The following is a 13,936-nucleotide window of genomic DNA, read 5'->3' on the forward strand; positions in this document are numbered from 1 at the left end:
GCCCTGCTGCGACCGGCTGCCCCTTTACAGCCGCGTCTCGCACCCCTATCTGACGTCGATCATGGCGAAACAAGACGACACGAATTACAAGGTTATCGCGGAAAACCGCCGCGCGCGCTTCGATTATTTCATCGAAAGCGATCTGGAATGTGGCATCATGCTCACCGGGTCCGAGGTGAAATCCCTGCGCACCGGCCAATCGAACATCACCGAATCCTATGCCAGCGTCGAGGATGGCGAATTGTGGCTGATAAATGCCTATATCGCCACACTGACCCATGCCGGGGTGTTCGGCCACGAGGAGCGGCGCAAGCGCAAGCTGCTGGTCAGCCGCCGGGAATTGTCGCGCCTGTGGCAAGCCATCGGACGCGAGGGGATGACCCTTGTGCCGCTGGTCATGTATTTCAACCACCGCGGCAAGGTGAAGGTCAAGATCGGCGTTGCCAAGGGCAAGAAAGTCGCGGACAAGCGCGAAACCAGCGCCAAGCGCGACTGGAACCGGCAAAAGTCGCGCCTGCTCAAGCAAAACGGCTGATGCAACACGGGCTCCAACTGACGCAATGTAAACCAACAGTTTCAGTTGCTTAATTTTTGATCTGTGCCATTCTTCCGCCATCATATCGGCAAAGGAGAAAAGCCGTGGAATATCTTCCCCTTATCATCAGCCTTCTGTCCGGTGCCGCTGGCGGCAATATCGTCGGCGCTTTGGCTAAGAACCTGAACCTCGGAACGGCGGGCAACTCGATCGCCGGCATCCTCGGTGGCGGGCTTGGCGCACAGATCCTCGGGATGCTTGGCGCAGGCGGTGCGGCTGCGGCCTCCCAATCGACCGGGCTGGACATCGGCTCGATCATCGCCAGCGTGGCGGGCGGCGGTGCAGGTGGCGGCGCCCTGATGGCCATTATCGGCGTTGTGCGCCAGATGATGAACAAAAACTGATTCGCCCGACAATCCCCCGCGCAGGCTTCTTGCGCGGGGTTTCCCATTGCCGCGCGGGGTCTGCTTTTGTAAAGCAGACATGACACGGGCAAAGGGGGCAATGATGGACGATCCGAAAACTCTGGTTTCAACCGACTGGCTGGCCGCCCATCTGAACGACCCCGACCTGCGGATCATTGATGCAAGCTGGCATATGCCCGCCGCAGGCCGTGACGGCCGGGCGGAATATGACGCCGCCCATATCCCCGGCGCACGTTTTTTCGACCTCGACGCAATTTCCGACACGAAAAGCGAATTGCCGCATATGGCACCATCGCCGGAAATGTTCATCAGCCGGATGCGGGCCATGGGCATTGGCGACGGGCATCAGGTGGTGGTTTATGACAATGCCGACACCCACAGCGCAGCGCGGGTCTGGTGGACCTTTCGCCTGATGGGCAAAACCGACGTGGCGATGCTGGACGGCGGTTTCGCCAAGTGGCAGGCTGAGGGCCACCCGGTCGAGGACATGCCCCCGGTTCTGCGCGACCGCCACATCACCGTGCAGCGTCAGGCCGGGCTGGTCCGTGACGTGACGCAGGTCGCCGCCGCCAGCAAGCTGCGCGACCATGAGATCATCGACGCCCGCGCCCCCGGCCGGTTCCGGGGTGAGGAGCCCGAACCCCGCCCCGGCCTGCGCTCGGGCCATATTCCGGGGGCAAAAAACGTGCCGATCAGCGCGATTTACAACCCTGACGGCACGATGAAAGACCCCGACGCGCTGCGGGCCGCCTTTGAATCCGCCGGCGTGGATCTGTCACGCCCCGCCATCACGAGTTGCGGTTCCGGCGTTACCGCCGCCAGCCTGTCGCTGGCGCTGGAACGGATCGGCCACCGCAACCATTCGCTTTATGACGGCTCATGGGCGGAATGGGGCATGTATAACGACCTGAAAATCGAAACCGGAGACGCATGATGCTGTCCAATCTGAAACCGCAGGCTGTCGATAAAATCCTCGCCCTGATCGGAGAGTTCAAAGCCGACCCCCGGCAAGGCAAGATCGACCTTGGCGTGGGTGTTTACAAGGACGCAAACGGGCTGACCCCGATCATGCGCGCCGTCCGCACCGCCGAGGCCCGGATGCTCGAGAATGAGACCACCAAGACCTACGCCACACTGGCGGGCGAGCAGGATTTCCGCGACGCCATGTGCAAGCTGGTGCTTGGCGATGGTTTCGACCCCTCGCGCACCGCTGCGCTGGCGACGGTCGGCGGCACCGGCGCAGTGCGTCAGGCGCTAGAACTGGCGCGGATGGCCAGCCCCGGCCTGACCGTCCATGTCAGCGATCCGACCTGGCCGAACCACAATTCTATCATCAATTTCATGGGCCTGCCGCTGGTCGAATACCGCTATTTCGACGCCGCCAGCCGTGGCGTGGATTTTGAAGGGATGAAGGCCGACCTGGCCCGCGCGAAAAAGGGTGATGTGGTGCTGCTGCATGGCTGCTGCCACAACCCGACCGGCGCGAACCTGACGCTGGAGCAATGGGCCGAGGTTGCCACAATTATCGAAAAGACCGGCGCAACACCGTTGATTGACCTTGCCTATCAAGGCTTTGGCGATGGGCTGGAGGCTGACGCCGCTGGCACCCGTCTGATGGCAAGCCGCTTCCCGGAACTGCTGATTGCGGCCTCGTGCAGCAAGAACTTTGGCATCTACCGCGAGCGCACCGGGGCATTGATCGCGCTGACCGATAACGCGGCGACCCGCGATCTGGCACAAGGCGCGATGGCGTTCCTGAACCGCCAGACCTATTCCTTCCCGCCGTTCCACGGCCAGCGCATCGTGACGCTGGTGCTGACCGATGACGCCCTGCGCGCCGATTGGGAAGCCGAGCTGGAGCAGGTCCGCAGCGGGATGCTGACCCTGCGCAGCCAGCTTGCCGATGAGTTGCGCCAACTGTCGGGCAGCGACCGTTTCGACTTTCTGGCACAGCACCGGGGCATGTTCTCGCGCCTCGGGACCACGCCGGACAAGGTGCAGAAGCTGAAGGATGATTTCGCCGTCTACATGGTGGGCGATTCGCGGCTGAACATTGCCGGGCTGAACAGCAGCACGGTGCCGATTCTGGCCCGCGCCATTATCGACGCCGGGATCTGATCCGGGCCGCAAACGCGCCGGGGATTACTCCGGCGCGTATTTCGTCAGCCACATCACCGACAGATCGCGCGAGGGCGTAAAGTCCTGCAACCGCATCTGGAACCGCGTGGGCGAGATTTTTTCCACCCCGCTGCCGCAAAAACTGACCAGCGAATCGGGCGTGGGCTTGTCCACGATCAGGGTGAAATCACCAATCGGGCCGCGCCAGTTCGCGCCGGTGGTCAGGATGTAATCCAGCCGGGTCTCGATCCCGCCGCTGCCATCCGGGAACATGCGGCGGGCAGCGTTGTGGAAACTGTCATCAATGCAAACATCCGCATAATGCGGATCATCCGCCCGATAGGTGCCACCGGCAATGCTAAGGGTCGGATCGGGCTTATAGCTGTGATGCACGGCAAGATCGCGCCCCGCCGGGAAGGTCTGGTTCCACCACCAGGCGCGGCTCAACAGCCAGCGCGGTTCCCCATCCGGCATAACCAGATCGCGGATTTGCACCCGCTGATCGGCAGGCAGCGCGGCAAGCACGGGCGCGGCCTCCAGCGGGTTGATGGGGATGCGCAAGGCGGTCAGGCGCTCGGTCACATCGACCCCGGCCAGCAGCGCGCGGCTTTGCAGATTGGGCGTAACCGGGTTGCCGCCAACCGTCACCGTAAAGTCCATATGCCCCGGATCATCCAGCATCCCCGCACGGTCCGGCCCATAAAAATCGACGTCCAGATCGGGCAACGGAAAGGCCACGATCGTGGGAATGTCGGCGGCGCTGTGGTTGTGGAATACATAATCCACCGTGACCCGATCCGACGCGATATGCAGCACTTCGCTGCGCATTTCCACGTCGTCGGTGGTGTGCAGCACCAGCCCCGAGGCCGGCAACCCGGCCATGGAATCATTGGCCAGCGCGGGCGTGGCGGTCAGCATCAGCAGGGCAGCAAGGCGCAGCATGGTCGTTCCTCCTGCCGCGCAACGTAGCAGATACCGTGCCTCGCGTCAGCTTTTCCGCGCCTTGGCCAGCTTCTTTTCGATATAGTCGCGCAATTCCTCGACCTCGACACGGCTGTCGTTCAGCCCATCCATGGCAATGCGCAATTCGGCCTTTGCCTCGGCCAGCTTTTGCGACAGTTCGGCTTCGCGGGTTTCCAGTTCTGCGACAGCAGCATCGCGGGCCTCCTCGGCCTCGTGAAGCTGTTGGGCCATCTCCTCCAACTCGCCCATATCGGCGCGGGTTGGACGGGTCAGGCGGTGGACCAGCCAGCTTGCGAACCAGCCAAGCACAAAGGCCGCGAACAGGATAACAGCGGTGGCGAGGATGAACTCTTGTCGGTTCATGTCAGTTCTCCTGCGGTTCGGGTGTGGCGGCAGGCGCTGCCGGTTGGTCGGACTGCGCGGCGGGATCAGGTTCCGGGGCGGGATCAGCGGGGGCCGGTTCCTCGGTCGGTTCAGGTGCCGTTTCCGCAGCAGCTTCAGTGGCGGCTTCAGCTTCGGCATCCGGGGTGACTTCGGGGGCGGCATCAGCCTCGGGCGCGGTTTCCGCAGCATCCCCGGCATCAGTTTCAACCTCGGGTGCGGGTTCGGGCAGGTCAGTCGTCACCCCCGCCGTGACCGCAGGGGCCGCGGGGGCGTCCTCGACCGGCTGATCCGACAGCAAGGTAAAGGCGATGCGGCGGTTGGCCTCGCGCCCCTCGGGGGTGTCGTTATCGGCCACCGGCTGCGCCGCGCCATAACCGCGCGCCGTCAGCAAACTGGTTGGGATTGACGCCTCTGCCATAGCCGCCAGAACTGCCTCGGCACGGCTCTGCGACAGCGCGAGGTTGGTTTCATCCCGGCCCTGCGAATCGGTGTGGCCGCCGATCTCGATGCGGAAAGCCTCGCAATCCTGCATCGCCTCAGCCAGCCGCCCGATCAGCGGGTCCACATCCCCCACAATAGCCGCGCCACCCGGCTCGAACCCGATGGCGGTTTCCGACATCACCCGGTTCAGCCGGTCCACACATTCCGCCCCATCCGGCAGCGCCAGCGAGACATCCAGCCGCCGGTCATAGCGGATCGCCAGTTGATAATCCGCCCCTGCGCCAAGCCGCTGAGACAGCACTTTCGCCACATCATCACTGGCGGTCGGATTACCCGACAGACCGTCAATGCGGATCAGGTCGGGGGTCACGCGGATACTGCCCTCGGTCAGCCCGGCCATCGCCTCCAGCGCAGCAATGATCCGCAGCGTCCAGCCGTCGGGAACCGAAGCATCGACCCGCAGCAAATCCTCGACCTGCGGAAAGCGCGACCGGGCCAGGCCCTCGACCGCAGCGCGGATACGGGCATCAGGGATGCGCCCGCGCAGGGTAATCTTGCCGTCACCCCCGGCGCGGGCGGTGAACTCGACCGGGCCGGGCGCCTCGCTGCCACTATCGCGGTTGGCGGTCAGGCTAAAGCCAACGGGCAGCGCGTTTTCCAAAGCCCCCGCAACGTCGTCCAACTGGTCCTGCGCCACATCCGGCCCCGCCAGCAAAGACACCCGCCCATCCGACAGCGTAACCGTTCCCGTGCCAAGCGCCGCCAGCGCCCGAATCGCATCCGCCGCCGCCTGCCCCCATTGATCCGAGGGCGCACCCAGTCCCAGAGTGCAGCCGAGACGGCTGGTCACGCCCGCCTCCCGCGCGGCGCTCAGGATCATATCACGCGCCTCGGCGGTGTCAGCGGTGCAGGCGTCAAAGCGGGTGCCATCCTGATCCTTGACCAACCGCAGCATAAAGGGCGCCACCACCGGGCGCGGCGCGGAAATATCCATATCCAGCGTAACCCCACGCGGCGCAGCGCGGCGCAGATCGCCCTCGATCCGGGCCTTTTCACTGATATTCGCGGCAATCGCAGAAACCGAAACCCGCCCCGGCGCGACCGAGACCTTGGCCTGACGCAACATCTGCGTCGCCCGCAGGCCGAAATCAAAGGCCGGCTGCCAGTTCGCAGGCACCGGATAATCGGCGGCATCCAGCAGGTCCGAGACCTGCGCAACGTCCTCGGCCCGCGTCAGCCGGTCCAGCAGGCCACGGCGGTCGGTATTGGCAGGCACCAGCCCGATCAGCGACAGTGCGCCTTCGTTGCGCAGCAATTCGACCTTGAAATCCGGCGCGGCCAGCAACTCGGCGCGGGCCACATCCATATGATCACGGATGCGGTCCGGCTGCACCTGCGATTCCGCACGGGTCAGGGCGCGAAAGCGGGCGACCTCATCCGGGGCGGTGCCGTGCAAATGGACCTGTAGCCCGTCGGTCGAGACTTGCACCCAGTCCAGCCCAGCCTCGGCCGCCAGCGCAAGGCCGACATCCTGCGCGCTCTGCTGCTCGATGAAATCGGCGGCATGGGTCGCGGCCAGCCAGCTTAACCCCGCCGCACCGGCAAGCGCCACCAGCCCCGGCAGCACCGGCGCGGATTTCGGGCGTGCAGCAGGATCAGGGCGGGCGGGTTGATCGGCCATAGGGCGTCCTTCCGGTCGTTCCAAGGCCCCCGACCTAGCCGAAACCAGTGATTTTCGCAATCACACGATTGCGGCAACGGCCAGTGAGGCGGCAAGGATCAGCCCGGTATCGCGGTTGGCGCGGAACAAAATCATGCAATTGTCCGGGTCATCAGGACGGAACACCCGCATCTGCCAGACCATATGCGCCCCGTATCCCACCACACCGGCCAGCGCGATCAGCAGCGCCAGACCACCCGCGCCGGTCGCCAGCACCGCCACGACCATCAGCAGGCAGGACAGCGCCCCGAACAGCGGCAGGATGCGCGGGCTGTTATCGCCAAACAGGCGGGCGGTGGATTTCACCCCGATCTGCGCGTCGTCCTGCGTGTCCTGATGGGCATAGATCGTGTCATAGAACACCGTCCACGCAATCCCCGACAGCCAGGCGATAACTGGTGCCGCGTCCAGCCGCCCCATATGCGCGACATAGGCCAGCAGAACGCCCCAGTTAAAGGCGATGCCAAGGAATATCTGCGGCCACCATGTAAATCGCTTGGCAAAGGGATAGATCAGCAGCGGGCCAAGGCTCAGCGCCCCCATCACCACCGCGGCCCGGCCCATGGTCAGCAGCACCGCCAGCCCCACCACCGTCTGCACCGCCAGCCAGATATAGGCCCCGCGCAGCGTTACCTGCCCCGAGGGCAGCGGACGGGAGCGGGTCCGCGCCACCTGCGCGTCGAAATCGCGGTCGGTGATGTCGTTCCATGTGCAGCCCGCGCCGCGCATCGTCACCGCCCCGATGGCGCAGGCGATATACAGCCACAGGTCGCGCCATTCCGGCCCATCCGCCAGCATCGCCAGCCCGATCCCGAACCAGCAGGGCAGCAGCAGCAACCACGTTCCGATAGGCCGGTCGGCGCGGCTCATCCGCAGCAGCGGCCGCCATGCCGCCGGAGCATAAAGGTCAACCCAGTTGCGGGCGGGGGCATCGTGAACCGGGGCGTGAACCGGGTCTGGCATTTCGGCGGGTGCGGGCATATCCTGCCTTCCATGGGAACGATCCGCCTTTACCTAAAGCATCCTCTGGCCGCCGGGCAAGCCGTGCCGCTGGAACCTGCGCAGGCGCATTATCTGTCCGGCGTCATGCGGCAGGGTCCGGGGGCGCTGATCGAGGTCTTTAACGGCCACGATGGCGCATGGTCGGCCCGGATCGAAGCCGTCAGCAAGCGCGGCGGCAATCTGACCGCGCTGGAACAGGCCGCACCTCAGCGTGACCCGCCCGATCTGTGGCTGATGTTCGCACCGATCAAAAAAGCCCGCACCGATTTCATCGTCGAAAAAGCCGCCGAACTTGGTGCCGCGCGTATCCTGCCAGTGCTGACCGACCACACCAATGCCGAGCGCGTCCGTCAGGACCGCCTGCAAGCCCATGCCGTCGAGGCCGCTGAGCAATGCGGCGGCACCTCTGTCCCAGAGGTCACGGATGCACAACCCCTGCCCCGTTTGCTGGACGGCTGGGACAAAAACCGCCGCATCCTGTGGCCTGATGAGGCCGCCGCAGGGGTCGCCACCCGTCTGGACGGCCTGCCCGCCGGGCCTTGGGCCATCCTGACCGGCCCCGAGGGCGGCTTTTCCGATACCGAGCGTAACCGCCTGCGCAGTCTGGATTTCGTCACCCGCATCAGCCTTGGCCCGCGCATCCTGCGCGCCGATACGGCGGCGGTGGCGGCATTGACGCTCTGGCAGGCAGCACTTGGGGATTGGGGTTAACACTTGCACCTGACGCAAAGCGGAGTTGCGCAGGTTGTGGATAGTTTTGCGCTAACATCCCGGCTATAGGGCAGGCAGGCTATGGTTTGCCCGCCAATCGGGCAGTTTACAAACAGGTGCAATATGTCGGCCATCGACACGAACCGCGTGGAATACGCCGCGCAGGGTGACAGTTTTTTCAACAAGATCCGCGCGACGGTTTCGCGCTGGCTTAAATCGCAAACGACCCGTGACGAACTGAACCGCCTGTCGGATCGTGAACTGGCTGACATCGGCCTGTCGCGCTATGACATTGAGCATATCGCCCGCGCGATTTAAGAAATACCCGGTTATCCCTTCTTGTCTCTGGGATAGGAAAAACGCCCCGCCATTCGGCCGGGGCGTTTTTCATTATGCGTTGACGAATAAACCGACCCACGCGGACTTAGCCGCGCGTCAGGGTCAGCGTGGACCATTCGCCCATGTCGGCGCGGTCATCCAGTATAAAGCCCGCGCCCTGATAAACCCCGGCGACCTCATCGGCCTGCGTGGTCAAGATGCCGGACAGGATCGCCTTGCCGCCATGCGCGGTATAGCGGGCCATATCGGGGGCAAGGTCAATCAGCGGCTGTTTCAGGATATTGGCGAACACCAGATCATAAGGCGCGTTGGTTTCCAGCAGCGGATGGTCAAAGCCCGCCGCCTCAAGGCACTCGACGCGGCCATCCAGACCGTTGGCCATGACATTGGCCCGCGCGGTATCGACCGCCACCGGGTCGATGTCGCTGGCCAGCACGATATGCGGAAACACCCGCGCCGCCGCCATTGCCAGCACGGCGGTGCCACAGCCAATATCGGCAATGCGGGTCGGCTGGATGCCCTGCCCGATCAGCCGCTCCAGCGCCTCAAGGCAGCCTTTGGTGGTGTTGTGATGGCCGGTGCCAAAGGCCATGGCGGCCTCAATGCAAAGTGCCTCGACGCCATCAGGCACCTTGTCGGCATCATGGCTGCCATGGACAAAGAACCGCCCCGCCGTGACCGGCGTCAGTTCGCGCCGAACATGCGCGACCCAATCAACCTCGGGCAGTTCGCTGATAACAAAGGGTTCCGCACCAGCCGCCGCAGCCAGCAACGCCAACCCGACCTCATCCGGGGCCTCGGTGAAATAGAGACCGACTTCCCAGCGATTGCTGCCGTCCTCGATCTCGAACACACCGCTGCCGACGGGTTCGGGGGTCAGCAACTCCTCACCCTGCGCGGCCAGAGCCTCGGCGGCGTCGCGCCCGATCAGATGGGTCAAAGCGGTCCAGGTCGCCATCAGAAAGCCTCGCGCGGTTCACAAAGAGCGGCCTCTACGCCGGTGCCTTTCAGCGCGCAATAGCCGTTCGGGTTCTTTTCCAGATATTGCTGATGCGATTCCTCTTGCGCCAGCCAGAACCGGCCCGCCGGAATGATCTGCGTGGTAATGTCGGGAAAACCCGCCACCGCAAGGCGGTTGCTGTAATCGGTGCGCGACGCCTCGGCCTCGGCCCTCTGGGTCTCGCTGAAATACATGATCAGGCTGCGATACTGGCTGCCGATGTCATTACCCTGCCGGTCGCCCTGCGTGGGGTCGTGATTGTCCCAAAACAGTTGCAGCAGATGCGCATAGCTGATCATCGAGGGATCGAACACCACCCGCACGACCTCGGCATGGCCGGTCTGGCCGGTGCAGACCTGTTCATAGGTCGGGTTCTCGGCATGACCGCCGGCAAAGCCCACCTCGGTCAGCCAGACCCCGTTCTGTTTCCAGAACAGGCGTTCAACACCCCAGTAACAGCCCATGCCAAAGATCGCCTGATCGTAGCCATGCGGCGGTTCGGCGCCAAGCGGACGGTGGAAAATGGCGTGTTCCATAACGGTTCCTTTCGCGGCCTGTCGCACCCAACGCGCCGCGCGTCAGGCGGGTTTCCCAAGATAGACGTATCCGGCGACCGGCTGAAAGCCCAAACGGTGATACAGCCGCCGCGCAGTTGCATTGTTGCGGGTGACGGCCACGGCAAGGCTGGCCGCCCCTTGATCCGCGGCCCAAAACGCAGCCTCACGCACCATCCATGCCGCCAGCCCCTTTTCGCGCCACGCCGGCAGAACATTCAGCGCGTGCAGCATCGCGGTATCGCCATGAATCGCCGCAAACCCGACCCCGGCGGCGCGGTCATCCGTCCGGCCCAGCAGGGCGGCCTTTGGCGCAGGGGTGCGGTCCATCACCGCCAACCGCCCCGGCCCGATACCGGATTCCGCAAACAGGTCACGCTGAATCGCCAGCATCGGCCAGACCGGAAAGGCAGTGATCGGCGGCACCGGCAGATCGGTCAGCGCCGCCACCGGCACGGTCAGGATCAGCGATGGCTCGATCTGCACCAGCCCCCGGTCCAGCAGCGCGTCGCGCAGGGGTTCGTCCTCATCATCGACGCGGAACAGCGCGGGCTGGTCCCATGCCTGCGCCTGCGCCATCACCGCTTGAACCTGATCGCCATCCCAAGGCCCGGACGCCACCGCGCTGCCGACACGCCGACCGCCACCCAAAGCGCGGCCAAGGCGGAACCCACCGATCCGCGCATATTCCGCAGCGGGCCATGTCGCGTCAAAGGCCGCAGCCAGCGCCGCGTCCATCACAGCGCCCCGATGCGGCTGCGCAGGTCGGCCATCGCCGCCGCCACGCGGTCGGCGTCCAGCCCCCGGATCACCAGATTGGTGCCATATCCGCGCTTGGTATCGCCGCCGCCATAGGTAAAGGGATAAGACCCCATAGCCAGATCGGGCCAGTCGCGGGCGCAGGCGCCCAAAACCTCGGCCACGTCGGATTCGCCGCGCAGAACTTCCAGCGTCTCGGAATGGCTGGGGCGGCCTGCGGGCAGGGTCGGAATGACGCTTTCAACCATGCTGCGGAACACCTCAGGCACGCCCGCCATCACATGCGTGACGCCGATGCTGAAGCCCGGCGCAGAACTGACCGGGTTGTCGATCAGCGTCGCACCCACCGGGATGCGGGCCATGCGCAGGCGGTTTTCGGTCATTTCCAGCCCGATGCGGGTGTAACGCTCCTCCATCACGCGGCGGGCCTCAGGATGGATTTCCAGCACCGTGCCAAAGGCCGCCGCCACCGCATCCGCCGTCAGGTCGTCATGGGTCGGACCAATGCCGCCGCTGGTGAACAGATGGTCCACCGAACCACCGAGCGAGCGATCAAAATGCCGGATCGCCGCAATGATGCTGTCCATATCATCGGGAATCACCCGGATTTCGCGCAGATCAAACCCGGTCGCGGACAGCACACCGGCAAGGTAATGGGCGTTGCCCTCTCGTGTGCGGCCGGACAGGATTTCATCGCCAATAACAAGGATGGCGGCGGTCGGATTCTGGGTCATGGGAAGCCTCGGGTTACTTGCACCGAAACTAGCCCTGCGGCGGGGGGTGGAACAAGGGCGCTTGTGCGACTATCTGTCAGCGAAACGAAAGGGATCACCATGGACGACGGCCGCATCACGAAAGAAGGCATCCGCATCTATCAGCCGGGCGATTTCGCCGGGATGCACAAGGCCGGTGCGCTGGCGGCGCAGATTCTGGATGAGATCGGACCACTGGTCCAGCCCGGCGTGACCACCGCTGCGCTGGACGATTTCATCCGCAACGCGGTCGAGGCCGCAGGCGCCACCAGCGCCACCATCGGCTATCGCGGCTATCAGCACGCAAGCTGCATCAGCGTGAACCATGTCGTCTGCCACGGGATTCCGGGCGACAAGCTGCTGGTCGATGGCGATATCCTGAACATCGACGTGACGGTGATCGTGGATGGCTGGTTCGGTGACAGCAGCCGCATGTATGTGGCGGGCAAGCCCCCGATCAAAGCCAAACGGCTGATTCAGGTCACACATGACGCGCTGATGAAGGGGATCGAGGTCGTCCGCCCCGGCGCCACCTTTGGCGACATCGGCGCCGCGATCCAGACCTATGTCGAAGGCCATCGCATGTCGGTGGTGCGCGATTTCTGCGGCCACGGGCTTGGCCGGGTGTTTCATGCGCCGCCCAATGTGCTGCATTTCGGCCGCGCCGGCAAAGGCCCCGTGCTGGAAGAAGGTATGTTCTTTACCATCGAACCGATGGTCAACCTTGGCCGCCCGGAAACCAAGGTTCTGGCCGATGACTGGACCGCCGTGACCCGCGACCGCTCGCTCTCGGCGCAGTTTGAACATTCCATCGGGGTCACGGCAGACGGGTTCGAGATTTTCACCCTGTCCCCCAAAGGCGTGTTTTTTCCGGCGCTGGACTAAAGCGCCGGGACCGTTTCAGGCCGCGCCGACAGTCAGCCCACGCTGAACCGCAGGCCGCGCCAGCCAGCGCGTCTGCCAGGCGGTGACATTGGCGAAATCATCCAGCCCGACCAGATCGGCCGCGTCATAGCCGGTGCGCAGGTTGCGCACCCAGCCACCGCAGGCAATATCCGCGATGGAATAGTCCCCGGCAATCCAGTCGCGCCCCTCAAGCTGGCGGTCCAGCACGCCCAGCAGACGCTTTGCCTCGGCCACATAGCGGTCGCGCGGGCGCTTGTCCTCGATCTCGCGGCCCTTGTAGCGGTGGAAAAAGCCAAGCTGCCCCAGCATCGGGCCAAGCCCGCCCATCTGCCACATGACCCATTGAATCACCTGCCAGCGTTCCGCACCCGCAGCGGGCAGGAACCGCCCCGCCTTATCCGCCAGATAGACCAGAATCGCCCCCGATTCCCACAAGCCCATCGGCTGACCGTCCGGCCCGTCCGGGTCAATGATCGCGGGGATCTTGTTATTCGGGTTCAGCGCCAGATATTCCGGCGTCATCTGATCCAGCGCCGCATCGGAAATGTCGATCCGGTGCGCATCATAGGGCAGGTTCAGTTCTTCCAGCAAAATCGAGACCTTGACCCCGTTCGGCGTCGGCAGGGTATAAAGCTGGATCACGTCATCGCGCTGTGGCGGCCAGCGACGCATCACGGGGAATTGGTCGGTAAGCGACATCTTGCCCTCTTGAAAAAAGATGTTTGCGGTATCGGTCAGGTATGGTATGCGCCCGCCCTGTAAACTGCAACCAACGCAGCAATCATAAGGCTCCCCCTCTCATGATCAAAGAATTCAAGGATTTCATCGCCAAGGGCAATGTCATGGACATGGCCGTTGGTATCATCATCGGCGCGGCCTTCACCGCCATCGTGACCTCGCTGGTCAGCGACCTGATCAACCCGATCATCGGCCTGATCACGGGCGGCGTCGATTTCTCGAACCTGTTCATCAACCTCAGCGGCGGCGACTATACCTCGCTGAAAGCCGCGCAGGACGCCGGTGCGGCCGTCTTTGCCTATGGTTCGTTCATCACCGCGGTCATCAACTTCCTGATTATCGCTTTCGTCGTGTTCCTGCTGGTCAAAGCCGTGAACCGCCTGAAAGACGCTGCGGTCAAGCAGGAAGCTGCCGAAGAAGCCGCCACCGGCCCGTCGCAGGAAGAACTGCTGACCCAAATCCGCGATCTGCTGGCCCGCAAGTAATCCTTGCCCCCGGCAAACCGGAAAAGGCGCAGCCCCAAGGGTTGCGCCTTTTTTTCATGGCTTGCACGACCTTGACCGTGGGATTGGATATTTATGGACAAAAG

General features: G+C 64.0%; 17 protein-coding genes. 8 read left to right on the forward strand and 9 right to left on the reverse strand.

Annotated elements, in window-relative coordinates; translation table 11 throughout:
• The first annotated feature begins 61 nt into the window (after positions 1 to 61).
• From smpB to Q4G24_RS06800, 4 genes are all read left to right on the forward strand, one after another.
• Positions 62 to 535: an SsrA-binding protein SmpB gene (smpB, locus tag Q4G24_RS06785; RefSeq protein WP_303365755.1), complete on the forward strand. Its 474-nt coding sequence runs from the start codon at positions 62 to 64 to the stop codon at positions 533 to 535.
• A 104-nt stretch (positions 536 to 639) separates the two neighbouring features.
• The gene (locus Q4G24_RS06790) at positions 640 to 939 is read left to right on the forward strand and encodes a hypothetical protein (RefSeq protein WP_303365756.1); all 300 of its coding nucleotides are present in this window, start codon (positions 640 to 642) and stop codon (positions 937 to 939) included.
• A 100-nt stretch (positions 940 to 1,039) separates the two neighbouring features.
• Positions 1,040 to 1,894, forward strand: a complete 855-nt coding sequence (gene sseA, locus Q4G24_RS06795) for a 3-mercaptopyruvate sulfurtransferase (protein ID WP_303365757.1) — start codon at positions 1,040 to 1,042, stop codon at positions 1,892 to 1,894.
• On the forward strand, positions 1,894 to 3,078 hold the full coding sequence (locus tag Q4G24_RS06800) for an amino acid aminotransferase (protein ID WP_303365863.1): 1,185 nt from the start codon (positions 1,894 to 1,896) through the stop codon (positions 3,076 to 3,078). The genes sseA and Q4G24_RS06800 overlap by 1 nt, the downstream gene beginning before the upstream one ends.
• A 24-nt stretch (positions 3,079 to 3,102) precedes the next feature.
• On the opposite strand, the gene Q4G24_RS06805 is transcribed toward Q4G24_RS06800, so the two are convergent.
• The 4 genes from Q4G24_RS06805 to ubiA are packed head-to-tail and all read right to left on the reverse strand — an operon-like array spanning position 3,103 to position 7,567.
• A complete protein-coding gene (locus tag Q4G24_RS06805) occupies positions 3,103 to 4,020 on the reverse strand; it encodes a DUF4424 family protein (RefSeq protein ID WP_303365758.1) in 918 nt (305 codons plus the stop codon).
• A gap of 45 nt (positions 4,021 to 4,065) precedes the next feature.
• Positions 4,066 to 4,404, reverse strand: a complete 339-nt coding sequence (locus Q4G24_RS06810) for a hypothetical protein (RefSeq protein ID WP_303365759.1) — start codon at positions 4,402 to 4,404, stop codon at positions 4,066 to 4,068.
• A gap of 1 nt (position 4,405) precedes the next feature.
• A complete protein-coding gene (locus Q4G24_RS06815; RefSeq protein ID WP_303365760.1) occupies positions 4,406 to 6,547 on the reverse strand; it encodes an OmpA family protein in 2,142 nt (713 codons plus the stop codon).
• A 60-nt stretch (positions 6,548 to 6,607) separates the two neighbouring features.
• Positions 6,608 to 7,567: a 4-hydroxybenzoate octaprenyltransferase gene (ubiA, locus tag Q4G24_RS06820; RefSeq protein ID WP_303365761.1), complete on the reverse strand. Its 960-nt coding sequence runs from the start codon at positions 7,565 to 7,567 to the stop codon at positions 6,608 to 6,610.
• Between the two features lie 12 nt (positions 7,568 to 7,579).
• Here ubiA and Q4G24_RS06825 point away from each other — a divergent pair, with 12 nt between their 5' ends.
• Together Q4G24_RS06825 and Q4G24_RS06830 are read left to right on the forward strand one after the other, a co-directional pair.
• On the forward strand, positions 7,580 to 8,299 hold the full coding sequence (locus Q4G24_RS06825; protein ID WP_303365762.1) for a 16S rRNA (uracil(1498)-N(3))-methyltransferase: 720 nt from the start codon (positions 7,580 to 7,582) through the stop codon (positions 8,297 to 8,299).
• A 123-nt stretch (positions 8,300 to 8,422) separates the two neighbouring features.
• On the forward strand, positions 8,423 to 8,617 hold the full coding sequence (locus tag Q4G24_RS06830; protein WP_303365763.1) for a DUF1127 domain-containing protein: 195 nt from the start codon (positions 8,423 to 8,425) through the stop codon (positions 8,615 to 8,617).
• A gap of 106 nt (positions 8,618 to 8,723) precedes the next feature.
• Here the strand turns inward: Q4G24_RS06830 and Q4G24_RS06835 are convergent, their stop codons facing one another.
• The 4 genes from Q4G24_RS06835 to Q4G24_RS06850 are packed head-to-tail and all read right to left on the reverse strand — an operon-like array spanning position 8,724 to position 11,685.
• The gene (locus Q4G24_RS06835; RefSeq protein ID WP_303365764.1) at positions 8,724 to 9,596 is read right to left on the reverse strand and encodes a 50S ribosomal protein L11 methyltransferase; all 873 of its coding nucleotides are present in this window, start codon (positions 9,594 to 9,596) and stop codon (positions 8,724 to 8,726) included.
• Complete coding sequence (msrA, locus tag Q4G24_RS06840) at positions 9,596 to 10,174, reverse strand: peptide-methionine (S)-S-oxide reductase MsrA (RefSeq protein WP_303365765.1); 579 nt, start codon at positions 10,172 to 10,174, stop codon at positions 9,596 to 9,598. The genes Q4G24_RS06835 and msrA overlap by 1 nt, the downstream gene beginning before the upstream one ends.
• 42 nt (positions 10,175 to 10,216) lie before the next feature.
• On the reverse strand, positions 10,217 to 10,930 hold the full coding sequence (locus Q4G24_RS06845) for a GNAT family N-acetyltransferase (RefSeq protein ID WP_303365766.1): 714 nt from the start codon (positions 10,928 to 10,930) through the stop codon (positions 10,217 to 10,219).
• Complete coding sequence (locus Q4G24_RS06850) at positions 10,930 to 11,685, reverse strand: molybdopterin-binding protein (protein ID WP_303365767.1); 756 nt, start codon at positions 11,683 to 11,685, stop codon at positions 10,930 to 10,932. The genes Q4G24_RS06845 and Q4G24_RS06850 overlap by 1 nt, the downstream gene beginning before the upstream one ends.
• A gap of 99 nt (positions 11,686 to 11,784) precedes the next feature.
• Between Q4G24_RS06850 and map the strand changes: the two genes are divergently transcribed.
• Positions 11,785 to 12,588, forward strand: a complete 804-nt coding sequence (map, locus tag Q4G24_RS06855) for a type I methionyl aminopeptidase (protein WP_303365768.1) — start codon at positions 11,785 to 11,787, stop codon at positions 12,586 to 12,588.
• Positions 12,589 to 12,603: 15 nt separating this feature from the next.
• Here map and Q4G24_RS06860 read toward each other — a convergent pair whose 3' ends face one another.
• Positions 12,604 to 13,308: a glutathione S-transferase N-terminal domain-containing protein gene (locus tag Q4G24_RS06860; protein WP_303365769.1), complete on the reverse strand. Its 705-nt coding sequence runs from the start codon at positions 13,306 to 13,308 to the stop codon at positions 12,604 to 12,606.
• 101 nt (positions 13,309 to 13,409) lie between these two features.
• On the opposite strand from Q4G24_RS06860, the gene mscL reads away from it, so the two are divergent.
• Positions 13,410 to 13,832, forward strand: a complete 423-nt coding sequence (mscL, locus tag Q4G24_RS06865; protein ID WP_303365770.1) for a large conductance mechanosensitive channel protein MscL — start codon at positions 13,410 to 13,412, stop codon at positions 13,830 to 13,832.
• Positions 13,833 to 13,936: the final 104 nt, after the last annotated feature.

The sequence above is a fragment of the Paracoccus sp. (in: a-proteobacteria) genome (assembly GCF_030538695.1).
Classification (GTDB): Bacteria; Pseudomonadota; Alphaproteobacteria; order Rhodobacterales; family Rhodobacteraceae; genus Paracoccus.